Raw genomic sequence first — 25763 nt, 5'->3', positions numbered from 1 at the left:
TTACTGAGATTATTTTATTTAATAGATACATTAATGAATTGGGGTGCGTGAGATGAAGATTTCTACTAAAGGTCGATATGGGTTGACCATTATGATTGAACTGGCGAAAAAACATGGTGAAGGTCCTACTTCTTTAAAAACGATTGCTCAGGCAAATGATTTATCCGAGCATTATTTAGAGCAGCTGATTGCTCCATTACGAAATGCCGGATTAGTAAAAAGTATCCGTGGAGCTTATGGTGGGTATGAACTAACAAATCATCCTACAAAAATTACCGCAGGAGATGTTATCCGCGTATTAGAAGGTCCAATCACCCCTGTTGAAGGGATAGAGGATGAAGAGCCAGCAAAGCGGGAGCTTTGGATTCGGATCCGTGATGCAATTAGAAATGTCCTTGACAACACGACATTAGAAGATCTGGCAAGCCATAGTGATGACCAGGAGACAGAAGGTTATATGTTTTATATTTAATGTTAAAAATAATAGTAAGAGTCGACTAGTCACCTATTTATTTAGGTGACTTTAGATATTATTAGAACTATCTTGATTGAAGGTGTAATTATGGAACGAATCTATCTTGACCATGCTGCAACCAGTCCGATGCATCCTAGTGTGATAGACAAGATGGTAACCGTTATGAATACCGTGTTTGGAAATCCCTCCAGTATTCATTCCTATGGCAGGGAGGCACGTCATTATATCGATTTAGCCCGGGCTGCGCTTGCCCGCAGTATTGGTGCGCGTGAGACGGAAATTATTTTTACAGGCGGCGGGACCGAAGCAGATAATATGGCGTTGTTTGGTGTGGCTGAGAGTTATCAAATGAAAGGCAAACACATCATAACAACGGAGGTAGAACATCATGCTATCCTCCATGCCTGTCAAAGGTTAGAAAAAAACGGATATGAGATTACCTACCTCCCGGTTGATGAAACTGGACGAATTTCGATCCGCGACCTAAAAGCGGCATTGAGGGATGATACGATTCTAGTATCTATCATGTACGGCAATAACGAAGTGGGCACAATCCAGCCGATTAATGAAATTGGCGAACTGCTGCAAGATCATCAGGCTTTTTTTCATACAGATGCTGTACAGGCTTATGGAATAGAAGAGATTGATGTTGATCAAAGTAAAATTGATTTATTATCAGTATCGGCTCACAAAATAAACGGCCCAAAAGGGGTTGGCTTTCTATTCGCAAGATCTGCTGTCAAGCTGGCTCCACGCCTTTTTGGAGGGGATCAAGAAAGAAAACGACGGGCCGGGACGGAAAATGTTGCCTCGATTGTGGGATTTCATGAAGCTGTTTTGATCGCAAATCAAGAAAGGCCGGCAAAACGAGCGAAGTTCATCGAGTTAAAAGAAACATTAATAGAAAAGCTTCGAGAAGGCCAGGTTGATTTTAACATAAACGGATCGCTTGAATATTCACTGCCACATGTATTAAACTTAAGCTTTCCGGGAACTAGTGTGGAGGCCATGCTGGTCAATCTTGATTTAGCAGGAGTAGCTGTTTCAAGCGGTTCAGCTTGTACGGCCGGTTCAATCGAGCCATCCCATGTTCTTGTTGCCATGTTTGGTAAACAATCAGCGCGGCTGACAAATTCTATCCGCTTCAGCTTTGGCTTTAATACGACAACCGAAGACGTGATTAAAGCTGCTGACGAACTTATGAAAATTGTTAAGCGCCTGAAAAAATAGAGTTTTAGTTAACATGCTTGAAGGAGAGGTGAAATCATGAAAAAAAAAGATCCAAAAGATATACGTGTAGTGGTAGGAATGTCAGGTGGAGTAGATTCCTCGGTTGCAGCGCTTTTATTGAAGCAGCAGGGGTATGACGTTATCGGGATTTTTATGAAAAACTGGGATGACACCGATGAGAACGGTGTTTGTACAGCGACAGAAGATTATGAGGACGTTATTCGTGTCTGCAATCAAATTGGCATTCCTTATTATGCGGTAAACTTTGAAAAACAATATTGGGATAAGGTATTTACCTATTTCCTTGATGAATATAAAGCGGGCAGGACACCAAACCCTGACGTAATGTGTAACAAAGAAATCAAGTTTAAAGCCTTCCTGGAGCATGCCGTGAACCTTGGTGCGGACTATCTTGCTACAGGGCATTATGCTCGTGTAGAGTACCGAGACGGCGAATATAAGATGCTGCGCGGCCTTGATGAAAATAAGGACCAAACGTATTTCCTAAACCAATTATCGCAGGAGCAGTTAAGTAAAGTGATGTTCCCAATTGGTAATCTTGAAAAATCCAGAGTTCGGGAAATTGCCAAGGAGGCAGAGCTTGCTACTGCAACGAAAAAGGACAGTACGGGTATTTGTTTTATTGGCGAACGGAACTTTAAAGAGTTCTTAGGTCAGTATCTGCCAGCGCAGCCTGGAAACATGGAGACCTTTGAAGGAGAAGTTAAGGGCAAACATGAAGGGTTGATGTATCATACCATCGGCCAGCGTCATGGTCTTGGAATTGGCGGATCGGGTGAGCCATGGTTTGCCATCGGTAAGGATTTAAAAAGAAATATCCTATATGTTGGACAAGGGTTCCATCATGAGAAACTTTATTCTGATGCGATTACTGCTGTAAATGTTAGCTGGGTTTCGGACCGTGAGAAGCCTGCTGAATTTGAATGCACAGCGAAATTCCGCTATCGTCAGGAAGACAACAAAGTAACGGTTCGCCTTCTAGAGGGTGACAAAGTACAGGTGCTCTTCCATGAACCAATCCGTGCGATTACTCCAGGACAGGCAGTTGTGTTCTATAATGGTGATGAATGCCTGGGCGGCGGAACGATTGATGAAGTTTATAAAGATGGTGAACGTTTAACCTATGTGGGCTAAGAGAGATCCTGATTCCTTTTTGGAGTCAGGTCTTTTTTTGTGGGGTTCAGACTGTTTAGCGGGAAAAAAAAGAAAAGTGCGCGGAAATAATTTGGAAGCTGGCGGAATTAAATAGAAAACACGCTGGATAAATCTTAAAACCGGCCGAATTCCGCCCTAGGTTTGACGCACTAGTATAGCTTGTTTTGATGTTTGGCGGAAAAAATAAGGAATCGCGCGGAATTAATTAGAAAACGCGCGGGAAAAATCCCAAAATGCGCTGGAAAAATCCTAAAATCGGAGGAATTCCGCGCCAGGTTCGACGCACGAGAATAGCTTGTTTTAATGTTTGGCGGAAAAAATAAGGAATCGCGCGGAATTAATTAGAAAGTAGGCGGAATTAATTAGAAAACGCGCGGAAAAAATCCCGAAATACGCGGGAAAAACACAAAAAACGGCGGAATCCAATTCTACACCACCATCCTAGTATCTCAGGATAACTTTTACTTAAAATATGATATACTTTCATTTAGGATTGGAGTTGAAAAAATGGATAAAAACCAATTAGGTGTTAAATACATGCAAGAAGGAAACTGGGAAGAGGCGGCAAAGGCCTTCAATGAAGCCATTGAACAAAACCCACAAGACCCAGTAGCCTACATCAATTTTGGCAATGTCCTCTCAGCAGTCGGGGACGATGAAAAAGCCATTAGATTCTATCAAAAAGCGATCGAAATCGATGAAAACGCCGCTGCTGCTTACTATAGCATCGGTAACATCCTATTCAGTCACGACCGCTTCGAGGAAGCGAAACAAGTATTTGAGCAAGCCATGAAAAAAGGGCTCGACTCTAGTGATACATATTTTATGTTAGGATTAACCCACCTGCAATTAAATCAAGGCAGACAAGCCTTGCCATACCTGCAGCGAAGTGTCGAACTGAACGAAAATGACTCAGAAGCACGCTTCCAATATGGACTATGCCTCGCTCAAAATGAACTTATTGACGAAGCGACCGTGCAGCTAAAGGCATGTATCGAACTAGATCCAAAACATTCAGATGCCTACTATAACTTGGGCGTTTCCTATGCATTTAAGGAAAATCAAGATAAGGCATTAGCCATGTTTAACAAAGCACTCGAAATCCAGCCGGACCACTTACTCGCGGGCCACGCAAAAAATTTACTTGAACAAAATCTTTAATAAATCAAAGTAGCCGAAAGGAGGGAGCAGAATGGAAAAACAAGACACCCTTGATCTATTTGCCGAGCAAGGAAAGTTCGTAAAGGGAAGACCCATCGTAACGATTTTTCATAATGAAAACAATCTATATACCGTTCTTAGAATTCGTGTCGATGAAACAAATGATCAATATGATGACAAAGAAGCGGTGGTCACAGGGTATTTCCCGAAAATCCACGAGCAGGAAACGTATGTCTTTTACGGGGAGTTTAAGGATCACCCAAAGTTTGGGGTACAGTTCCATACTCAACATTTCAGGAAGGACATGCCGCAGACCAAACAAGGGGTCATTGCCTATCTATCAGGTGAAATGTTTAAAGGTATCGGAAAAAAGACGGCTGAAAATATAGTTGAAACGCTCGGGGAAAATGCAATCTCTAAAATTCTGAATGAACCTTCATTGCTCGATTCCATTCCCAAGCTTCCTCCAGAAAAAGCAAAAACACTTTATGATACCTTAATGGAGCACCAGGGACTTGAACAAGTCATGGTCGCACTTAATCAATATGGATTTGGTCCGCAGATTTCCATGAGAATCTACCAAGCCTATAAAGAAGAGACGCTTTCCATTATTCAAAAGAATCCCTTTCAGCTTGTTGAGGATATTGAGGGGATCGGGTTTGGCCGTGCCGATGAGCTTGGCTATCAGCTGGGGATTACCGGCAGTCATCCTGATCGAATTAAAGCGGCATGCCTTTATACCCTTGAAAATGATTGTATGCAGACGGGCCATGTCTATTTACATGCAGAGGATTTACTTGAACAGGTAAAGACACTGCTTGAAGACAATAAAAGTGATCAAATTGAATACAGCGAGATCTCAAATGAGCTGATTAAGCTTGAAGAGGAAGGGAAAATAATCGGTGAGGAAAAACGTATTTATCTTCCAACATTATTTTTCGCAGAAAAAGGCCTGGTTACTAATATTAACCGAATCTTAAAGCAAACCGAATACAGTAACCAATTCCCTGAGTCTGAGTTCCTTTTGGCATTGGGCGGATTAGAAGAACGCTTGGGCGTGCAATATGCTCCTTCCCAGAGAGAAGCGATCCAAACGGCGCTCATGTCTCCAATGCTCATCCTAACGGGTGGTCCGGGAACAGGTAAAACAACGGTAATTAAAGGGATTGTTGAACTGTACGGCGAACTTCACGGCTGTTCATTAGAGCCGAAGGATTACTATAAAAAAGATGAACCGTTCCCTATCTTACTTGCGGCCCCCACCGGAAGAGCGGCGAAACGGATGACTGAATCCACAGGGCTGCCGGCTGTCACTATTCACCGCTTGCTTGGTTTTAATGGATCGGAAGGATTTGACCGTGATGATGCAAGTCCTCTAGAGGGTAAAATATTGATAGTGGATGAGACCTCGATGCTCGATATATGGCTCGCTAATCAATTGTTTAAGGCCCTGCCGGAACATATTCAAGTCATCATGGTAGGCGATGAGGATCAGCTTCCTTCGGTCGGTCCAGGACAAGTGCTAAAGGATATGCTGAAATCAGAAAGGATTCCGACCGTCCGCCTTACCGATATTTACCGCCAAGCTGAGGGATCTTCCATTATCGAACTGGCGCATGATATAAAAAAAGGTTACTTGCCGCCAAATGTCACAGCGAAACAAGCGGATCGGTCTTTCATCAAATGTTCAACCGCACAGGTCGCTCAAGTAGTTGAAAAAGTAGCCTTGAATGCCAAAAACAAAGGATATACATCAAAGGATATCCAAGTTCTTGCCCCGATGTACCGGGGGCCGGCAGGTATTGACCGTTTAAATGTATTACTTCAGGAGATCTTTAATCCTAATCCTGACGGAAAACGTAAGGAAATCGCCTTTGGGGATGTTAAATACCGAATTGGCGATAAGGTGCTTCAGCTGGTGAACCAGCCGGATAGCAATGTCTTTAACGGTGATATCGGGGAAATTATCTCGATTATTTATGCAAGAGAAAATACCGAAAAGCAAGACATGATTTATATCTCTTTTGAAGGTAATGAAGTGGAGTATACCAGACAGGATTTAAATCAAATTACACATGCCTATTGCTGTTCAGTTCATAAATCACAGGGCAGTGAATTTCCTATTGTTATTATGCCAATCACAAGAAGCTACTATCGGATGCTGCAAAGAAATCTAATCTATACCGCCATCACAAGAAGTAAACAATCCCTAATTATTTGCGGGGAGGAAGATGCCCTTAGAATGGGGATAGAACGCTCAGATGAGCTTCAACGACAAACGACACTCTGCCAAAAGCTGCAAGATTCTATCGTCCTTGTTGCCCAAACGAATCAAGAGATCGACAGTGAATTATCTTATGAAGAAATATTAATGCAAGCAAGTCCGATGATCGGAATGGAAAACGTTACCCCTTATGATTTTCTAACCAATGACGGAAACTAAGAAATGTTCGGGGGTGGAAACTCTTTGCGGACATTCTCTTTATTAAAAGGGCAGCCTGTTTTTGAAACAAAAAGCGGTTCAAAAATAGGCGAAATTACTGACCTATGTATAGCAAGCACCGGAAAAGTCGAAGGGCTATTGGTTAAAAAAGGAGTATTCTTCAAGCAAACCTACTTCCTTGAAATCAAAAAAGTGGCCTCCTTTGGCTGGGATGGGGTAATGATTGATGATAGCAAGCATTTAGAAAAATTGCGGGAGAGCCCTGAATATACATTAAACCATCAACATTCCTTAGATGGCATGATGATGTTATCTAAAAGCGGCGATTCACTCGGAATGTTAAAAGATGTTTATTTTCAGGAAGAATTGGGCACAATCGTAGGGTATGAAATCACGGATGGCTTCTTTTCGGAGATCACGGAAGGCAAACAAGTCATTCAATCCGGGAAGCCCGTAGCGATCGGAAAGGATGCCATTATCGTAGATGTAGATAATACGTGAGGTGTCTTTTCATGTTCAAGTGTCCCAATTGTCAAAGCAAAGATATCGGCAAAATTGGCATCAACCAATATTATTGCTGGAATTGTTTCATTGAGCTCTCCGTTAACAAAGGGATCATCAATACCCATCAGGTTGAAGAAGACGGGTCGCTGAGTTCATTGGATGATTTGTTTGAAGAAGAAGAGCGTCGTTATACGATTTAACTGAGGAATCTCAGGGTTTAGTCTGGCCATTCTGTTAAAGAGGTGAGACGATTGAATAAAATGATGACGACCATGCTTGTTTTTGGTGCAGGGATGGCAACCTACAATATTGCCCAAAGAAATAATATGATGTCAGCCCGCAATATAAAAAAGATGAGTAAAAAGGTAAAACGCGCGTTTCTTTAAGTTTAATCCCCCTCAGGGAACCTTGAGGGGGATTTCTGTATCATCCTGTATATTTCCACCACCAGTCTCCAAAACTAATGCAAGGAGGGGCTTGATGTGGATATTCGGGTAAAATGGTATTATCGGATTGGTTTCTTACTGCTATTATTAATCGCTATTTTTGTTTTTCTGAAAATCAGCTCCTTATGGGTGCCGATTGTTCGAATGATTGGAACGATTATTTTACCCTTCGTTATTGCAGGATTCATCACCTATTTACTGCATCCCATTGTTGAGAAGTTACATGAAAAAGGACTTCATCGCGGTTTTGCAATCATTCTTATTTATCTTATCTTTTTTGGAGGAATTGGTTTCTCCTTATATAAGGGAATTCCGATCGTTATTGACCAAATAAAAGACTTATCAGAAAGTGCTCCTGTCTTTGCCGAGCAGTACCGCGAATGGATAGCACAGCTCCAAAAGCATACGAGGGAATGGCCAGATGGCTTGCAGGCAAGAATAGATGAAGGGATAGACGTTTTCGAAAGTAAACTTGATTCCTTATTAACGATTATCGTCAATATTCTAGTTAACGTTTTAAACTCAGCCCTGTTAATGATGATTATTCCTTTTATCACCTTCTATATGTTAAAAGACTATCCACTATTAAAACGGGCTGTTTGGTATCTGACACCTAAAAGGTGGAGAAAAAAAGGGACATTATTCCTTAGGGATGTAGACCTTTCTCTCGGAGGCTATATTAGAGGACAACTGCTTGTTTGTGTGATCATCGGCAGTCTTTCCTCTCTGCTATTTTGGTTGTTCGATTTGAAATATCCGCTCCTATTAGGGGTGATTGTTGGGGCTACAAATGTCATACCATATTTTGGTCCAATCATTGGGGCTGTACCCGCAGTCATTGTTGCCGCCACCATATCCATGAAATTAGTGATAATAACTATCGTCATTGTCTTTGGACTCCAATTTCTCGAGGGAAATATATTATCCCCTTACATTGTCGGCAAGAGTTTGCATATGCACCCGTTATTGATCATGGGGGCATTGACAACTGGGGGTGAAGTCGGGGGAGTGTTAGGACTCATACTTGCTGTCCCGATCCTAGCCATTTTAAAAGTAGGAATCATTCATGCAAAAAACCACCTAATTCACAATTCAAATTGACAAACGTTTTTTTGGTGGCTATAATTCGTCATATAGTATAATTGTTTAAAAATGTAGAAGGATCAAGTATGTTATAGTCCATCTGTAACGCAGGTTTGCGCAGAAGAGAGGAGCTTCCCAGGCTGAAAGAAGTTCTAGATGAAGGATGACAGAAAGCTAATCCGGAGTGCAGCTAATCACTGCCGTCACGGCCGCGTTAAGGCTATTATTGAGAGATGAGTACATAGATTTGTATTCATAATCAGGGTGGTACCGCGAGACTAAGCTCTCGTCCCTGTTTTGGGATGAGGGCTTTTTTGTATGCTTTTTTATATTAAGGAGGTCTATAAGAAATGAAAAAATTAACAGGAGCCCAGATTCGTTCCATGTTTCTTCAATTTTTTAATGAGGAAAAAGGACATAACATTGAACCAAGTGCATCACTTGTTCCGCATGACGATCCGTCATTATTATGGATTAACAGCGGGGTTGCAACCTTAAAGAAATACTTTGATGGACGTGTAGTACCCGAAAATCCAAGAATTACGAATGCGCAAAAATCAATTCGTACCAATGATATCGAAAATGTTGGTAAGACTGCACGTCACCATACTTTTTTTGAGATGCTTGGAAACTTCTCGATCGGAGAATATTTCAAGGATGAAGCCATCGTCTGGGCATGGGAGTTTTTAACTTCTGATAAATGGATGGGCTTTGACCCTGAACTGCTTAGTGTTACTGTTCATCCGGAAGATCATGAAGCCTATGAAATCTGGAATAAAAAGATTGGTATTCCGGAAGAACGTATTATTCGTTTAGAAGGAAACTTCTGGGATATCGGTGAAGGACCAAGCGGCCCAAATACAGAAATTTTCTATGACCGCGGAGAAGAGTATGGGGACGACCCAGCTGACCCAGAATTATATCCAGGCGGGGAAAACGATCGTTACCTGGAAGTTTGGAATCTTGTATTTTCTCAATTTAACCACAACCCTGATGGCACTTATACACCACTGCCTAAGAAAAACATTGATACAGGTATGGGACTTGAGCGGATGGCTTCCGTCGTGCAAAATGTTCCAACGAACTTCGATACAGATTTATTTATCCCGATTATTCGGGCAACAGAAGAAATTTCTGGTGTGAGTTACGGGGTCGACAAGGAACAGGATGTGGCATTTAAAGTAATTGCCGACCATATCCGTACAGTTGCTTTTGCTGTAGGTGATGGAGCGCTGCCATCAAATGAAGGCCGCGGCTACGTATTGCGTCGTTTGCTGCGCCGTGCGGTCCGCTATGCGAAGCAAATTAATATTAACCGTCCATTTATGTTTGAATTGGTTCCAGTAGTGGGCGAGATTATGCAAGATTACTATCCAGAAGTCAAGGATAAGACAGAATTTATTCAAAAGGTCATTAAGAATGAGGAAGAGCGTTTCCACGAAACCCTGCATGAAGGCTTAACGATTTTAGCAAGTGTCATCAGCAAGGAAAAAGAAAAGGGCAGTGATACCATTTCTGGGGCCGATATTTTCCGTCTATATGACACGTATGGTTTCCCGGTTGAATTAACAGAAGAATATGCAGAAGAAGAAGGTATGAAAGTAGATCACGCAGGATTTGAGTCAGAGATGGAGCAGCAGCGTGAACGTGCCCGGGCAGCCCGTCAAGATGTTGATTCGATGCAAGTTCAAGGCGGTGTCCTTAGAGATGTTACACTCGAAAGTAAATTTGTTGGCTATGACGAAATGACAACTCACTCTGCCGTTTCAGCCATTATTAAAGACGGTGAACTAGTTGACCAAGCAGTGGCAGGTGAAGAAGTACAGCTCATCTTAAACATCACTCCTTTCTACGCAGAAAGCGGAGGCCAAATTGCTGACCGCGGTTTACTTCAAGGTGACGGTGTGACAGCTGAAGTGAAGGATGTTCAAAAGGCGCCAAATGGTCAAAACCTGCATAAGGTTGTTATCCAAAGCGGACAGTTGAAAACCAATCACCAAGTTAAAGCTACTGTTGACCCTGAAAATCGTGTCAAAATTATTAAAAACCATACGGCAACCCATTTGCTTCATCGTGCCCTTAAAGATGTACTAGGTGAGCATGTAAACCAAGCCGGTTCACTTGTTGAACCAGAACGTCTCCGTTTTGACTTTTCTCACTTTGGTCAAATTAAACCGGAAGAATTGGAGCAAGTTGAACGGATTGTTAATGAAAAAATTTGGCGCAATATCGAAGTAGATATTAGCTTAAAACCAATTGCTGAAGCAAAAGAAATGGGAGCCATGGCACTCTTTGGCGAAAAATATGGTGATATTGTCCGTGTTGTTAGAGTCGGAGATTACAGTTTAGAACTTTGCGGCGGATGCCACGTACCGAATACTTCTGTGATTGGTCTCTTTAAAATTGTTTCCGAGGGTGGAATCGGGGCCGGCACTAGAAGGATTGAAGCTGTAACAGGCGAATCTGCTTACAAATTATTAAATGAGCAAGTCGGGCAATTAAAGGATGCTGCTGAAAAATTAAAAACAAATCCAAAGGATATTGGCGGCAGGATTGAAGGACTGTTGGCAGAAATTAAGCAGCTGCAGCGCGAGAATGAATCACTTTCAGCCAAGCTAGGAAATATTGAAGCTGGCAGCCTGGTTTCAAAGGCAAGAGAAATTGATGGTGTAACAGTCTTATCTGCAAAAGTACAAGCTGCTGATATGAATAACCTGAGAAATATGGCCGATGATTTGAAACAAAAATTAGGTTCAGGTGTAATTGTTCTTGGCAGCGCGCAAGATGGAAAAGTGAATTTAATTGCTGCTGTTACAAAGGACCTCATTGAAAAAGGCTATCATGCCGGAAAGTTAATTAAAGAGGTCGCAACACGTTGCGGAGGCGGCGGAGGCGGCCGTCCGGATATGGCTCAAGCGGGTGGTAAAGACCCAGAAAAATTAGATGGTGCCCTTCAATTCGTTGATGAATGGGTGAAATCCATTTGATAATGGGCCAAACTAGTGTAAAATGTAGGTAACTAGAAAAGCGGAAGCGCCTTGTCCAGGGGCGACCGGCATAAGACGAGCCGGCGAGAAGGTTGTTCTTTAACCTTCTTGACGGATTGGCTTATGACCCGAGCCCCTAGGCGCTGGAGCTAGACAATTCTCGTAAAAAATAAGCGAGGTGTATGAAATGAGCTCATTTGATAAAACGATGCGGTTTAATTTTCCTGAAGAGCCGTTTGAACATGATGTCAACGATGTTCTTTTTCAAGTATATGAGGCCCTGCAGGAAAAAGGATATAACCCAATTAATCAAATAGTTGGTTACTTATTATCTGGAGACCCTGCCTATATTCCTCGTCATCGTGATGCCCGTAACATCATACGAAAACTAGAACGGGATGAGATTATTGAGGAACTAGTGAAATCCTATCTAAAAAAACAGCGAGAGGTTTAATGAATGCGCGCATTGGGATTAGATGTAGGCTCAAAGACCGTCGGGATTGCCTTAAGTGATGAACTAGGCTGGACGGCGCAGGGCTTAACGACCCTCAAAATAAACGAGGAAAAACAAGAGTTTGGTTTTGAGGAAATTGGGAAATTAATAAAGGAGTATCAAGTTGATACTGTCGTTATCGGATTACCTAAAAATATGAATGGGACAATTGGACCGCGTGGAGAGGCCAGTAAGCAATATGCGGCTGAAGTTGAGAGCCGGTTTGATGTTCCAACCGTACTGTGGGACGAGCGTTTAACAACAATGGCTGCTGAACGTGTTTTGTTAGAGGCTGACGTCAGCCGGAAAAAACGAAAGAAAGTCATTGATAAAATGGCAGCAGTTATGATCCTGCAAGGTTATCTTGATAGCAAAAATTAATGAGGTGAAAAAATGGCACACGAACATAATCATGAAGAAGAAGAACGCTACATCACACTTGTCGATGAAAATGGCGATGAACAACTATTTGAAATACTTTTCACATTTGACTCCGATGAGTTTGAAAAGTCCTACGTATTCTTTTACCCTGTGGGTGCAAATGAGGATGAGGAAGAAGAAATTGATATCCTTACATATGCGTATATCCCTACAGAAGATGGCGGTTTCGGTGAGTTAATGGAAATTGAAACGGACGAAGAATGGGATATGGTAGAAGAGGTATTTAATACCTTTAACGAGGAACAAGAAGAAGAATAAACGCTTAGACCGGCTAATTTTGGCCGGTCTTTTTGTGTGCTTTTTTTACATATTAATTGTTAAATTGACATTTTTCTTACTGTATGCTCAAATTATTATTGATAGCTTTTTAAGTGAATCTATAGACTAAGAGTTAATGTATCAGTGCATTAGGGAAGGGGGAACAGGATGACAACAAAGGAAAAGGGCAGTAAAAAAGATATCATTCGACAAAAAATGCTTGAACAACATCATGAAGCAAAAATTGTACGTAAGTTTGTTCTTGCCATATCAATATTCCTGCTATTATCCATTATTTTAATTGGCGGTGGAGGTTACTTATATATACAATCTGCACTAAAACCTATTGATGCTGACAGTAAGGTGACTAAAACCGTTGATATACCAATGGGGTCATCTGTAACAGGTATTGGTGAAAGATTAGAAGCCAGCGGAATAATAAAAAATGCAAAGGTATTTAAATACTATGTTAAGTTAAAAAATGAAGGCGGCTTTATGGCAGGTAAATACCAGATGAGTCCTTCGATGGATATTGCTGAAATTGTCAATCGTTTGAAAACGGGAAAGGTTTTGGCTGAAGCTGATTTTAAAATTACCATTCCAGAAGGCAGACAGCTGAAGGAAATTGCCGGTATTATGGCGAAAGCTACCAATCAAAATGAAGCAGATGTATTTAATAAATTAAATAATCAAGAATATATCAAATCACTTATGACTAAATATCCTGATATATTAACAGAAGAAATCTTGCATTCCACTGTGAAGTATCCGCTGGAAGGGTACTTATATCCAGCGACGTATCCATTTTATAAACCAAATCCGACTGTGGAAGAAATGGTAACTGCCATGCTCGATAAGACAAGAACAGTGCTATCGGATTACACGGAGAAAAGTGAAGAGAGAAAGTTGTCCGTCCATCAGTTGTTAACGATGGCCTCACTTGTTGAGGAGGAAGCAACCGGGAAGGCTGATCGTAAAACCATTGCTAGTGTATTTTATAATCGGCTGAAAAAAGGAATGCCGCTGCAAACAGATCCAACGGTTCTGTATGCACAAGGCAAACATAAAGAAAAGGTCTACTATAAGGATCTGGAAGTCAATTCACCTTATAATACTTATTTGAATACGGGACTGCCTCCGGGACCAATTGCCAACTCGGGCAGGGTGTCTATTGAGGCAGCACTTGAACCGAATCAAACGGATTATTATTATTTCCTTGCAACAGATAGTGGAGAAGTGGTGTTTACCAAAACTTTAGCCGAACATAATCAAAAAAAGGCTCAATATATTACCAATAAAAAATAGTTAGTACATGGAGGAAAGATTAGCATTCCTCCTTTTTTTATGGTAAAATAATTCAGGTGTTTTAATAAGTATTCTATAGCGTAACCCACAGTTCTAGGATTTGGCGGCTCTTTTTCCCCAAACAAAGCACAAGCCATGACTTTCGCTTGTATGAATCGAACCTGTGTACGCTATTTTTTCATGTCTAAAGAATACTGTATTGGCAATAATAGAAGCATTTAATTTAAGTTAAGAATTTGAGAATTGTGAGACTAGGCGCCATCGGACCCGAGGCAACGAGCCATAGTTTAATCGCCTTGTGCTTTTCTCAGTAGGATAGAGGTGAGGGCAGCTTGGTAAATGATAAGCTGCAATCTTATATAGAAAGTCTTATTCCATTGCGGAATGAATTATTAATGGAAATGGAGAACTATGCACTCGAACATCAAGTGCCCATCATGGAACTTACCGGAATAGAAACCATGCTGCAATTGCTCCGAGTCCACCGTTCTAAAAAAATCCTTGAGGTAGGAACGGCCATTGGCTATTCGGCATTAAGAATGGCCACAGCTCTGCCTGATGCGAGGATCATTACCATTGAACGGGATTTGGAGAGAATCGAAAAGGCTAAAGAATTTATTCATCGATCGGGTAAGGCTGAACAAATCACCTTAATTGAGGGAGATGCCCTTGAAGTAGGGGATGCTGTTCGTGAGCATGGTCCATTTGATGCTATATTTATTGATGCTGCAAAAGGGCAATATAAAAAGTTTTTTGAAATCTATTCAAAGTATTTAAATTCTGACGGTTTAATTGTTACAGATAATGTACTTTTTAAGGGTCTTGTTGCGGAAAAAGAGATAATTGAATCCAAAAGAATCCGGAATCTGGTGAAGAAAATAGATGATTTTAATGATTGGTTAATGAACCATAACGATTATGATTCCATCATCTTACCAGTTGGTGATGGTATTGCGATTAGCAAAAGAAAGAGGCGAGAGGTATGAAAAAACCGGAATTACTTGTCACTCCATTAACAGTGGACGATATTTTGCCTTTAGCAGAAGCGGGAGCAGATGCGTTTGTAGTCGGTGAACAGCGCTACGGACTGCGTCTTGCCGGTGAATTTAACCGTGATAATGTTAAAAAGGCGATTGAACTGGCACACAGCCAAGGAAAGAAAGTTTATGTAGCCATGAATGCTATTTTCCATAACGAGAGAATTGAAGAGCTGGACGACTATATCAAATTTGTCAAAGAAGCGGATGCCGATGCTATCATTTTTGGTGACCCAGCTGTTTTAATGTCTGCGAAAGATGCAGCTCCTGAAATGAAGCTTCATTGGAATACAGAAACAACCGGAACAAACTGGTTTACTTGTAATTATTGGGGCACAAAAGGTGCAAAACGATCGGTGCTGGCTCGTGAGATTAACATGGATGCTATCGTGGAAATCAAAGAAAATGCGGAAGTGGAGATTGAAGTTCAGGTACATGGGATGAGCTGCATGTTCCAATCCAAACGTTCCCTGCTTGGAAACTATTATGAGTATCAAGGCAAGGTTATGGAAGTCGAAAACCGCAAGAAAGAAGAAAATATGTTCCTGCATGACAAGGAGCGCGGAAATAAATATCCGATTTTCGAAGATGAAAATGGTACCCATATTATGAGCCCGAATGATATTTGTATCATTGATGAGCTTCAAGAAATGATTGAGGCCGGTGTTGATTCATTTAAAATTGATGGGATTCTAAAAAGCCCTGAATACATTCTAGCGGTAACAAAAGCATACCGCACCGCAATCGATCTATGTGTGGAAGATCCAGATGCATATGATGACAAGAAGGACGAGCTGCTAGAGGCTATTGAGGAAATTCAGCCAGCCAATCGTTCATTGGATACAGGATTCTTTTTCAAAGAGACCGTTTATTAAACAAAGTTGCGGCGCTTTTAGCAGCGCTGATATAAAAATTAGAAAATTATTGGGAGGGGTTCACTCGTGAATACAGTCATAGACAAAATTTCTGAAATCATCGATGGAAAACGCGTCATTGTAAAGAAGCCGGAACTCCTTGCTCCAGCAGGCAATCTTGAAAAATTAAAAATTGCTGTGCATTATGGTGCGGATGCTGTTTTTATTGGCGGTCAGGAATATGGACTTCGTTCGAACGCCGATAACTTTACCTTCGAAGAAATGAAAGAAGGCGTAGAGTTTGCGAAGAGATACGGAGCAAAAATCTATGTAACAACAAACATTTTTGCTCACAATGAAAATATTGATGGCTTAGAGGAATATATTTTAGGCTTGAAGGAAACCGGTATTGCAGGAATTATCGTTGCTGATCCGCTGATCATTGAAACTTGCCGCCGCCTGGCGCCTGAAATTGAAATTCATATTAGTACCCAGCAATCACTTTCTAACTGGAAAGCAGCTCAGTTTTGGAAAGAAGCGGGGGCAGAACGGGTCGTGTTAGCTCGTGAGGTTGGAGCTGAGGAAATTAGAGAAATGAAAGAAAAGGTCGATGTAGAAATCGAAACCTTCATTCACGGCGCAATGTGTATTGCCTATTCTGGCCGTTGTACATTAAGTAATCACATGACAGCCCGAGATTCAAATCGCGGCGGCTGCTGTCAGTCATGCCGCTGGGACTATGATCTTTACAAGCTTGAGGGCACTGACCAAGAAAATGCCTTGTTTGGAGAAAACGATTCACCTTTTGCGATGAGTCCTAAAGACCTTAATTTAATCCAGGCAATTCCGAATATGATTGAGCTTGGAATCGATAGCTTAAAAATTGAAGGCCGTATGAAATCCATTCATTACATTGCAACAGTTGTTAGTGTTTATCGCAAAGTAATCGATGCTTATTGTGCCGATCCTGAGAATTTTGTAATTAAGAAAGAATGGTTAGAAGAGCTTGATAAATGTGCGAACCGTGAAACAGCTCCAGCATTCTTTGAAGGAATTCCGGGGTATAAAGAGCAAATGTTTGGTAATCATAGCAAGAAGACAACGTTTGACTTTGTTGGACTCGTGTTAGATTATAACAAAGAGACACAAATGGTTACTTTGCAGCAGCGTAACCATTTCAGACCAGGTGATGAAGTGGAATTCTTCGGTCCTGAAATTGAGAATTTTACTCATGTCATTGATAAAATTTGGGATGAAAAAGGGAATGAATTGGATGCGGCTAGACATCCACTTCAAATTGTACAATTTAAATTGGACAAACCGGTGTACCCTAACAACATGATGCGAAAGGAGAACGCTTAATGCGCAAACCGGTTGTTATTGGTGTAACCGGCGGCTCCGGCTCCGGAAAAACCAGTGTAACAAAATCCATTTATGAAACTTTAAAGGATCATTCGATTTTAGTTCTTGAACAGGATTATTATTATAAAGATCAGCATCATTTACCATTTGAAGAACGTTTGAAAACAAACTATGATCATCCGCTAGCTTTTGATAATGACTTGCTGATTGAACATATCGAGAAGCTTCTTCGCTATGAGGCTATTGATAAACCTGTGTATGATTATTCCATTCATACCCGTTCGGAAAAGGTGATACCGGTAGAACCTAAGGATGTAATCATCCTAGAGGGCATTCTTGTCCTTGAGGATGAGCGTCTCCGAAATTTAATGGATATTAAATTATATGTGGATACAGATGCAGATTTAAGAATTATCCGCCGGCTGACACGTGATATTAGAGAGCGGGGACGGACATTTGATTCGGTTATCGAACAATATCTCAATGTTGTCCGTCCTATGCACAACCAGTTTATCGAACCTACGAAGCGATATGCAGATATCATTATTCCTGAAGGCGGCCATAATCATGTTGCCATAGATTTAATGGTCACAAAAATTCAAACAATTCTTGAACAAAAAGCAATTTTATGACACAATAGCAAAAGAATAGACGTAAATAAATAGATAAAATGCGCGCCCTTTTATAAGGACGCGCTACTATGTATTTACCATATGGTATTACACCTACATAATATTATACACAATTCTATCATGGGGGATTGTGAAGACTAGAAGGAGTGAGGGTTTTGGCTACTGAGAAAGTATTTCCAATGACACAAGCAGGTAAAGATAAGCTTGTACAAGAACTTGAATATTTAAAATCAGTAAAACGTAAAGAAGTGGTGGAAAGAATTAAAATTGCCAGAAGCTTTGGTGATTTATCTGAAAACTCCGAGTACGATTCTGCAAAAGAAGAGCAAGCATTTGTTGAAGGTCGTATTACAACCTTAGAAAATATGATTCGTAATGCAAAGATCATTGCTGAAAGCGAAATGGCAGGAGACTCTGTTGCATTAGGAAGATCTGTTACTTTTATTGAGCTTCCGGATGGGGAAGAAGAAACTTACTCCATCGTGGGAAGTGCAGAAGCTGACCCGTTTGAAGGAAAAATTTCAAACGATTCACCAATTGCTAAGAGCCTTCTTGGGAAAAAAGTTGGCGACCAAGTAACCGTGCAAACTCCAGGCGGAGAAATGAACGTACGTATTGTTTCAATTAAATAATTTATAACCATAGTTTGAAATGTCTTCACCTCGTCAAAACTTTTGACGAGGTGTTTTTTATGTGGAAAAGACGGGCGCTGGGGTGGCTTTTCATTTGTATTATGGGTCTGACACTGCTTTTGGTCCGCCTTATACAAATACAATTAACCGAGACAGAAACATTTTCAAAGCATAACATTAACTTACTTGAGGAAAGTGTGAAGCAAAGAACTCAGGAATTGGTCATTGATAATGGCCGGGGAAACTTTCTTGACCGGAACGGTACGATGCTCAACTCTAAAAAAGTATCCGTCCTAGTCCTTTTCCCTTTTTTAAAAAAAGTAGACTGGGACGCCAAAAAAGTTTCAGCAATTACCGGTGTTCAGGAAAATGTATTAAAAATGGCGGTCAAGGGGGCTAAGAAGCCGTTTGCTTATGGTGACCCACAACCACTGGAGTTAACTGCTTCACAAATGGAACGAATTAATCAATTAAATATTCCTGGTGTATTTGCCGTTGAGAAGAAGTTTGAACGTTCTCAAATTCCCGCAGAACAATTGTTAGGATTAACGGGTGAAAACCCAGAATTAGTAAAAAAAAGGTATCCTAATAAAGAATTATCAGAGAAAACCTTATTGGGTGTTTCGGGCCTTGAGGAAAGCTTTGATGAATTCTTGCTTCCTGAGGGTAAATCAAAGCTTGTCTATCATGTAGACGGCACGGGTGGTCCTTTATTTGGCATCAATGTGAAATATGTTGACCCTGCTAATCCGTTTTATCCTGTGAATGTACGTACTACTCTTGATAAAGGAATCCAGCAAAAGGCTGAGGTCTTGGTGGACAGGTATCATATTAAAAAGGGCGGACTCATCCTGCTTAATATTGAAGATAACAGCGTTCTCGCAATGGTATCCCGGCCTGCTATTAATAAAAAGGATCCCTATGGCGGTGCCGGAATCGTTAATCATATGTTAAAACAGCAGATAATGGGATCCGTGTTCAAAACAGTTGTCGCAGCCGCCGCAATTGATAATAATCTAGATAACCCTGGGCGTCAATTTGATTGCAGTAAAAAAATTAATGGCAGACAAGAGTTGAAATATAATTATGGATCACTGGGTTTCACTGAAAGCTTTGCAAGAAGCTGCAACCGCACTTTTGGTGAGATAGCTAAGGAATTACAAAAAAAGGACTCTCATCTTTTAGAGGTCTATGCTGATAAATTATCTTTAACTAGCACGGTCGGCTGGCAGGGTGACGTGTATCATACAAGTGATTTCAAACAGTTTACTAATGAAGAGAAGGGCCGTGTATTTATTTCAGATGAGGCAAGAAAGGACGCCAACATTGTAGCCATGTCGGGGATTGGCCAGCATGAAGTCCGCGCCACCCCTTTAGCTGTTGCCAATATGATGGCAACTATTGCTAGAGGGGGGAAAAAAGAGATGGTTAGGACGGTATCCAAAATTGAGTATAAAAATGGGACAACCATGGTGAATTTTCCCGTTCAGGAATTAAAGGGGGATACCATCTCACCATACACAAGCATGAGGCTGCAAAAATTGCTTCGGGAAGTGGTCGTTAACCCAAATGGTACAGGAAGATGGTTTAAAGAGCTGCCTTATGAAACAGCGGGGAAATCCGGGACGGCTGAAACAGGGAAATATATGAACGGGAAGCAGCTTCATAATAAATGGTTTGCTGGATACTTTCCATACAAAGATCCTAAATATGCACTTGTGGCTGTGAATTTAGATGTCCTAGATTCTGAGGGCGGAGTGAATCTGTTATTTGCCGACATGGTCAAAATGCTTTATGAAGAGGATCAAGACTAAGCAAGTGGAAAGGTTTTCCCTTCAAGTTCTCATCAAATCGTGTTAGAATATTGAGAGCCATATTTTTTGGAGGGATTAATTTTGAATAATGATTTCAATTCGCGTTCGGGTTATCGATCGAAACGGAAAAAAACAAATCTAGTTTTGAATTCGTTAATTGTTGTCGTCCTGTTACTAATTATTTTTGTTGCCTATAATATTTTCGCTTCGGGAAATGACAATGCATCCTCATCAAAAACGGAAAGTACAAAAACAGAACAAACAAAAACAACGGATAAAGAAAAAACAAATGATAAAGAAACAACAACGGATAAAGAAACAACAACCGATGAGAACACAACAGACGACACTGTAGCAAGTGACGACAGTTCTTCAGAGGATCAAAATGCAGATGACCAGGAAAGTCAAGAAACGACCACACCAGAGCAGCCAGCTGATACACAGGCTGATGAAGAAGCTGCCACGACAACTGAAACTGGTGACCATAAAATGACATTCGAGGGCGAAGACTGGCAGGCGATGATAAATGCCATTTCTAATGCAACAGGTATTGAGCAGAGCAATATGACAGTCTATTGGCTAGGCAGTGATAAGTCTACAGCCAATGGAGCCGTTGGGACCGTTGCTTCTAAAGGTAATTCACAGAAATATAAGGTTTATATAAAATGGGTAGATGGCCAAGGCTATGTCCCTACAAAGGTTGAACCACAATAATGAAAATAGGATGGTGCTTATAAATGCACCATCCTATTTCTTTTTAAAATGCACAACAGCTGTAAAATAAGTCTGACCGTTTTCGTTGACATGCATTTGATGGGATACGGAATGAACTGATAACATAATAGCACGGTTCTCATCAATCTGTGACTCAATCTTTTTTTGCAATGTCTTTAAATTATTAGCTTCGAAAAATTCTACCTTATCCTCAATAAAGTCGAGTTGAAAATTCATCAAGTTGATACCCCCTTCTATATGTTCATTTTAGTTATTTTCTTGCGTGTATACAATTGCTTTATCATTAATCTAGCAGGTTGTTTTTAAATGGTGATAGAATAGGGTTTGCGGATATGTTGGTTGAATCAGAGGAAGATTATAATCATAAAACGTAAACTAAAAAAAACTAGGGCCTTCACTAACCTGACACTACCTAAGTGAATACAATAACACAATCCATTTTATTGTTATAAGTTGTTGGGTTATTGTGGCGAGAAAAGGAAGAGGTAAATTCATGAAGATTGCAATTATTGGAGCTATGGAAGAAGAGGTCACATTACTAAGAGATCATATTGAGGGTCAGACACAAGAAACGGTGGCTGGATGTGAATTTACTTTTGGAAATATGCACGGTGTGGAGGTCATTCTTCTGCGTTCAGGAATTGGAAAAGTAAATGCAGCGATGTCAACGACGATCCTTCTAGAGAAATATAAGCCTGATTGTATTATTAATACGGGTTCAGCTGGCGGCTATAATCCTTCTCTAAATGTAGGCGATGCAGTGATTTCCATGGAAGTTCGTCATCATGATGTCGATGTCACCGCGTTTGGATATGAATATGGTCAGGTACCTCAGCTTCCTGCTGCATTTGTTGCAGATGAAAAATTAATCTCTGTTGCCGAGACAGCTGCAAAAGAAATTGAGAATTTTCAAATTAGTAAGGGGCTAATCGTAACAGGTGACTCTTTTATGGAGGACCCCGTACGTGTCGAGTTTGTTCGGTCCAAATTTAATGATCTGCAGGCGGTTGAAATGGAAGCAGCAGCAATTGCACAGGTAGCCCACCGTTTCGAGGTGCCGTTTGTCATTATCCGTTCCCTTTCTGATATAGCCGGCAAGGAGTCTGAAATTTCATTTGATCAGTTTATAGACAAAGCAGCAACTAATTCTGCTACTTTGGTTATGAAAATGGTAGCTGCCTTAAAATAGTATTTAAGGGGTGGGGCAATGCAGTTTTACAAAAACGTCCACGAGTTAATTGGGCATACACCTATGGTTGAAATTACACAATTTTCTTTGCCTGAAGGTGTGCGTATTTTTGCAAAACTTGAATTCATGAACCCAGGGGGAAGTGTCAAGGACCGGCTTGGTATAGAACTTTTAGAAGAGGCATTTTCGAGTGGAAAGCTGAAAAGGGGCGGTACGGTCATCGAACCTACTGCCGGAAATACCGGAATCGGCTTGGCACTTGCCGCCATTAATAAAGGGATACAGGTTATTCTGTGTGTGCCAGAAAAATTCAGTATCGAAAAACAGGAACTAATGAAGGCGTTAGGAGCTAAGGTAGTTCATACTCCGACAGAACAAGGGATGAAGGGAGCCATTGCGAAAGCGGAGGAGCTTTTAAAAGAAATGCCGGGTTCTTACTACCCGCAGCAATTCGGTAATCCCGCTAACCCTGAAACCTATTATAAAACGCTTGGACCTGAGATTTGGCAGCAACTGGATGGACGTGTCGACATTTTCGTAGCCGGTGCAGGCACGGGAGGGACATTTATGGGGACGGCGCGATACCTAAAAGAACAAAACCAAAAGGTGAAGACGGTAATCGTAGAACCGGAAGGATCCATTTTAAATGGCGGTGAATCAGGCCCTCATAAAACAGAAGGGATAGGGATGGAATTTTTACCTAGGTTTATGGACCCCGCTTATTTTGATGCGATTCATACCGTTTCGGATAGGGATGCCTTTCGTTTGGTAAAGGAATTAGCAGTAAAGGAAGGACTGCTTTGTGGAAGTTCTTCAGGTGCCGCTTTGTGTGCCGCTTTAAAGGAGGCAAAAGCGGCAAAAGCTGGGTCCAATCTGGTGGTTATTTTTCCGGACGGCAGTGAACGTTATTTAAGTAAGAGGATTTTTGAAGGAGGGATTTAGATTGAAGCCGAAAACAAGACTCATTCACGGTGGAATCAGTGAAGACCCTGCCACTGGTGCCGTTTCTTTCCCCATTTATCAGGTGAGCACATATAAGCAGGAGGGAATTGGAGGGCATAAGGGGTTTGAATATTCGCGGACGGGTAATCCGACCAGACACGCGTTAGAAGAGCTGATCAAGGAAATAGAGGGCGGTAAAGCGGGTTTTGCCTTTGCATCTGGAATGGCGGCCATCACTGCTGTATTTATGCTGTTTAACAGCGGGGATCATGTCGTTATCACAGACGATGTTTATGGCGGGACATTCCGTGTATTGACGAAGGTACTGAAGCGTGTTGGCATTGATTCCACCTTTGTGGATACTAGTAATTTGGAAAATATAAAGCGTGAGATCCGGCCGAATACAAAAGCGATCTACATTGAAACTCCGACAAATCCGCTCTTAAAGATCACTGATATCGAAGCGGCAGCGAAACTGGCCAAGGAGCACCATTTGCTCACCATCGTTGACAATACCTTTTCAACTCCTTATTGGCAGAATCCATTGGAGTTTGGGGCGGATATCGTTCTTCACAGTGCCACGAAATATATTGGCGGACACAGTGATGTGGTTGCCGGGTTAGCTGTGGTAAATAGTGATAAGCTTGCAGAAGATTTGCATTTCGTTCAGAATTCGACTGGCGGTGTATTAGGACCTCAGGATTCCTGGTTATTGATACGCGGTATTAAAACATTAGGAATCCGGATGGAAGAAACTGAAGCAAATACGAAGGCGATTGTTGAGTTTTTACAAAACCATCCAAAAGTCAGTAAAGTATTTTACCCTGGTCTTGAATCGCATCCAAATCATGAAATTGCAAAAAGGCAGGCAAGAGGGTTTGGCGGGATGGTATCCTTCGATGTGGGAAGCGGGCAGCGGGCCGATCAGATCTTAAGCAAAGTTAGGTATTTTACGTTGGCAGAAAGCCTTGGAGCAGTCGAAAGTTTAATCTCTGTTCCAGCGCGAATGACCCATGCGTCCATTCCAGCAGAACGAAGAGCAGAATTAGGCATTACAGAAGGTCTCGTCCGAATCTCCGTCGGCATTGAAGATGTCGAAGACTTAATCGAAGACCTATCGCAAGCATTAGAATAGTCTAGAAATTAGAAAAGGTGACAGGCACCATGTTTCACATGGTGCCTGTCACCTTTTCTAATATTTACATACTGTTTGGTTGCTTTTTGTGTGGTAAAGTAGGTTAGTAGATTTTAAGAAGGACAGGTGATAGGTAGTGAAGCAGCAAGCGAAGGCTTTGTATGAAAAAATGGTTGATTTCAAACGTTTCGGAACTGTCTTATTGGCTGTTGGAATCTTTTTTTATTTAGGTGTGATTACTCCCGTTGGAGAAAAAACCGAACTTGCTTTAAATATAATGGTTCTTTCTTCAACGTCCTTTATAGCTTTATCCATTTTATTTTTTATTCAATTTAAGCAGTATCAAAAGAAACTGTCAGAAGTGGATGAAGAAACTTATAATTAAACTTTAGGCGCTTCCGAATTCGGAGCGCTTTTCTTGTTTCCAAAACGGGCGTTTCAATCATTTATTAAAAAATTTTGGAAAAAGTGGTTTACAAAGTTAGTTAGCGTGGATATAATTACCATAGAAAGTCAAATATTCCAAATGGAGGTCGAAGAAAATGATGTTAGTTAGAGAAGCATGGACAGCAAACACAGCCGCGTACAACAACATGAAAACTGTATATCTTAATAACACTCATTCGACCAGATTGGAATGGATGGCTTAGCACTTATCTTTTATATAAGTGTATAGCGACAATACATATCCATGCCGCAGGGAGAATCGTGCCTTGCGGTATTTTTGTGTCTAAATCGGATGCTCTGACCGCAGGGATTTCTTTCTGCGGCCTTTTTGTGCCCTTTTTACGAGCCATTTGGATATGTATAGCATAAGGTAAAACTGCGGGCCTTAGAGGAGTCGCATGGTGTTAATGTTGAAAATGATCTTTAAGCAAATTTCCTATAGGGAGGTGTTATTATGACCCTGAATATTTTATTTTTATCAATCACAATCAAAAAGCGAAATGTAAGTTTAGAAGAAGCAGCAAATCAGGAATTTGTTGAAAAACTTTACGAAGAAAACAAAGATCGTCAAATCTCCATGTATCGTTTTATGTAAGACTGCATTAAAAAGGAAGTGAAAAAAATGACTCTAAATATCCTATTTTTAACTATTACCATCCATAAACGAAAAACAAGTCCGCAAGAAGCTGTCCATCAAGAGATGGTTGAAAAAATTTATGAACAAAAGAATGACCGGCAGATTTCAATGTACCGGATGTAAGTGAGTGTTTTCAAAAATAACGAAAGGTGGTTTTAATAATGGCATTTTTTTTAATGCAAGGACGAGGAGCAAGCTTATGGGGTATGAAAGATACCACCTAGATAAAAAAAGAATTTAGGAGGTTAACAAGAAAATGCCGCTGCACACTGTATTTCTAACTTTAATTATTAAATTGATGAAACATAAACAAATATTTTAATGTAAGACATACGTTTTTCTTTA

General features: G+C 40.9%; 28 protein-coding genes. 27 read left to right on the top strand and 1 reads right to left on the bottom strand.

What is annotated here, in order from left to right:
- Positions 1–52 precede the first annotated feature (52 nt).
- The 21 genes from cymR to GXK58_RS08990 all read left to right on the top strand — a co-directional run bounded on the left by cymR (position 53) and on the right by GXK58_RS08990 (position 21047).
- Entirely contained in the window at positions 53–472 is a 420-nt protein-coding gene (cymR, locus tag GXK58_RS09090) for a cysteine metabolism transcriptional regulator CymR (protein WP_160721889.1), read from the top strand.
- A gap of 90 nt (positions 473–562) precedes the next feature.
- Positions 563–1705: a cysteine desulfurase family protein gene (locus tag GXK58_RS09085; protein WP_160721887.1), complete on the top strand. Its 1143-nt coding sequence runs from the start codon at positions 563–565 to the stop codon at positions 1703–1705.
- Positions 1706–1741: 36 nt separating this feature from the next.
- On the top strand, positions 1742–2860 hold the full coding sequence (gene mnmA / locus GXK58_RS09080) for a tRNA 2-thiouridine(34) synthase MnmA (RefSeq protein ID WP_160721885.1): 1119 nt from the start codon (positions 1742–1744) through the stop codon (positions 2858–2860).
- Positions 2861–3388: 528 nt separating this feature from the next.
- Positions 3389–4042 carry a tetratricopeptide repeat protein gene (locus tag GXK58_RS09075; RefSeq protein WP_160721883.1) on the top strand — a complete coding sequence of 218 codons (654 nt, stop codon included), beginning with the start codon at positions 3389–3391 and terminating at the stop codon, positions 4040–4042.
- 31 nt (positions 4043–4073) lie between these two features.
- Positions 4074–6485, top strand: a complete 2412-nt coding sequence (gene recD2 / locus GXK58_RS09070; RefSeq protein WP_160721881.1) for an SF1B family DNA helicase RecD2 — start codon at positions 4074–4076, stop codon at positions 6483–6485.
- Between the two features lie 24 nt (positions 6486–6509).
- Entirely contained in the window at positions 6510–6986 is a 477-nt protein-coding gene (locus tag GXK58_RS09065) for a PRC-barrel domain-containing protein (RefSeq protein WP_160721879.1), read from the top strand.
- A gap of 11 nt (positions 6987–6997) precedes the next feature.
- Positions 6998–7189, top strand: coding sequence for a hypothetical protein (locus GXK58_RS09060; RefSeq protein ID WP_098529891.1), 192 nt, complete (start codon positions 6998–7000; stop codon positions 7187–7189).
- Between the two features lie 60 nt (positions 7190–7249).
- The gene (locus GXK58_RS09055; protein WP_237389621.1) at positions 7250–7375 is read left to right on the top strand and encodes a YrzQ family protein; all 126 of its coding nucleotides are present in this window, start codon (positions 7250–7252) and stop codon (positions 7373–7375) included.
- A gap of 96 nt (positions 7376–7471) precedes the next feature.
- Positions 7472–8536: an AI-2E family transporter gene (locus GXK58_RS09050; RefSeq protein ID WP_160721875.1), complete on the top strand. Its 1065-nt coding sequence runs from the start codon at positions 7472–7474 to the stop codon at positions 8534–8536.
- A gap of 332 nt (positions 8537–8868) precedes the next feature.
- Positions 8869–11505 carry an alanine--tRNA ligase gene (gene alaS, locus GXK58_RS09045; RefSeq protein WP_160721873.1) on the top strand — a complete coding sequence of 879 codons (2637 nt, stop codon included), beginning with the start codon at positions 8869–8871 and terminating at the stop codon, positions 11503–11505.
- Between the two features lie 187 nt (positions 11506–11692).
- Positions 11693–11959 (top strand): IreB family regulatory phosphoprotein, encoded by a 267-nt coding sequence (locus GXK58_RS09040; RefSeq protein ID WP_160721871.1) that lies wholly within the window; start codon positions 11693–11695, stop codon positions 11957–11959.
- A gap of 3 nt (positions 11960–11962) precedes the next feature.
- The gene (gene ruvX / locus GXK58_RS09035; protein WP_160721869.1) at positions 11963–12379 is read left to right on the top strand and encodes a Holliday junction resolvase RuvX; all 417 of its coding nucleotides are present in this window, start codon (positions 11963–11965) and stop codon (positions 12377–12379) included.
- 12 nt (positions 12380–12391) lie between these two features.
- Positions 12392–12697: a DUF1292 domain-containing protein gene (locus GXK58_RS09030; protein WP_160721867.1), complete on the top strand. Its 306-nt coding sequence runs from the start codon at positions 12392–12394 to the stop codon at positions 12695–12697.
- Between the two features lie 168 nt (positions 12698–12865).
- Entirely contained in the window at positions 12866–14002 is a 1137-nt protein-coding gene (gene mltG, locus GXK58_RS09025) for an endolytic transglycosylase MltG (protein ID WP_160721865.1), read from the top strand.
- A gap of 332 nt (positions 14003–14334) precedes the next feature.
- Complete coding sequence (locus GXK58_RS09020; RefSeq protein ID WP_160721863.1) at positions 14335–14988, top strand: O-methyltransferase; 654 nt, start codon at positions 14335–14337, stop codon at positions 14986–14988.
- Positions 14985–15914 carry a peptidase U32 family protein gene (locus tag GXK58_RS09015; RefSeq protein ID WP_160721861.1) on the top strand — a complete coding sequence of 310 codons (930 nt, stop codon included), beginning with the start codon at positions 14985–14987 and terminating at the stop codon, positions 15912–15914. Before GXK58_RS09020 ends, GXK58_RS09015 begins: the two co-directional genes overlap by 4 nt.
- 66 nt (positions 15915–15980) lie before the next feature.
- Complete coding sequence (locus GXK58_RS09010; RefSeq protein WP_160721859.1) at positions 15981–17255, top strand: peptidase U32 family protein; 1275 nt, start codon at positions 15981–15983, stop codon at positions 17253–17255.
- Positions 17255–17887 carry a uridine kinase gene (udk, locus tag GXK58_RS09005; RefSeq protein WP_160721857.1) on the top strand — a complete coding sequence of 211 codons (633 nt, stop codon included), beginning with the start codon at positions 17255–17257 and terminating at the stop codon, positions 17885–17887. Before GXK58_RS09010 ends, udk begins: the two co-directional genes overlap by 1 nt.
- Before the next feature lie 155 nt (positions 17888–18042).
- Positions 18043–18519, top strand: a complete 477-nt coding sequence (gene greA / locus GXK58_RS09000; RefSeq protein WP_160721855.1) for a transcription elongation factor GreA — start codon at positions 18043–18045, stop codon at positions 18517–18519.
- Positions 18520–18578: 59 nt separating this feature from the next.
- Positions 18579–20333 (top strand): peptidoglycan D,D-transpeptidase FtsI family protein, encoded by a 1755-nt coding sequence (locus tag GXK58_RS08995; RefSeq protein ID WP_160721853.1) that lies wholly within the window; start codon positions 18579–18581, stop codon positions 20331–20333.
- Positions 20334–20414: 81 nt separating this feature from the next.
- Positions 20415–21047, top strand: coding sequence for a YrrS family protein (locus GXK58_RS08990; protein ID WP_160721851.1), 633 nt, complete (start codon positions 20415–20417; stop codon positions 21045–21047).
- Positions 21048–21080: 33 nt separating this feature from the next.
- Here the strand turns inward: GXK58_RS08990 and GXK58_RS08985 are convergent, their stop codons facing one another.
- Positions 21081–21284, bottom strand: a complete 204-nt coding sequence (locus GXK58_RS08985) for a DUF2536 family protein (RefSeq protein WP_160722212.1) — start codon at positions 21282–21284, stop codon at positions 21081–21083.
- Between the two features lie 277 nt (positions 21285–21561).
- Between GXK58_RS08985 and mtnN the strand changes: the two genes are divergently transcribed.
- The 6 genes from mtnN (at position 21562) to GXK58_RS08955 (ending at position 25541) form a co-directional block, all read left to right on the top strand.
- Positions 21562–22257 (top strand): 5'-methylthioadenosine/S-adenosylhomocysteine nucleosidase, encoded by a 696-nt coding sequence (mtnN, locus tag GXK58_RS08980; RefSeq protein WP_160721849.1) that lies wholly within the window; start codon positions 21562–21564, stop codon positions 22255–22257.
- 18 nt (positions 22258–22275) lie between these two features.
- The gene (cysK, locus tag GXK58_RS08975) at positions 22276–23199 is read left to right on the top strand and encodes a cysteine synthase A (RefSeq protein WP_160721847.1); all 924 of its coding nucleotides are present in this window, start codon (positions 22276–22278) and stop codon (positions 23197–23199) included.
- A 1-nt stretch (position 23200) separates the two neighbouring features.
- A complete protein-coding gene (locus tag GXK58_RS08970) occupies positions 23201–24334 on the top strand; it encodes a bifunctional cystathionine gamma-lyase/homocysteine desulfhydrase (protein WP_160721845.1) in 1134 nt (377 codons plus the stop codon).
- Between the two features lie 136 nt (positions 24335–24470).
- Positions 24471–24719, top strand: coding sequence for a YrhC family protein (locus GXK58_RS08965; protein WP_160721843.1), 249 nt, complete (start codon positions 24471–24473; stop codon positions 24717–24719).
- A 516-nt stretch (positions 24720–25235) separates the two neighbouring features.
- Complete coding sequence (locus GXK58_RS08960) at positions 25236–25376, top strand: YrzI family small protein (protein WP_160721841.1); 141 nt, start codon at positions 25236–25238, stop codon at positions 25374–25376.
- A gap of 27 nt (positions 25377–25403) precedes the next feature.
- Positions 25404–25541 (top strand): YrzI family small protein, encoded by a 138-nt coding sequence (locus GXK58_RS08955; protein ID WP_160721839.1) that lies wholly within the window; start codon positions 25404–25406, stop codon positions 25539–25541.
- Positions 25542–25763: the final 222 nt, after the last annotated feature.

It is taken from the genome of Bacillus sp. USDA818B3_A (assembly GCF_009928415.1).
Classification (GTDB): Bacteria; Bacillota; Bacilli; order Bacillales; family Cytobacillaceae; genus Neobacillus.
Note: the sequence above shows the minus strand (reverse complement) of the source record. Positions and strands in the feature narration are given on the sequence as shown.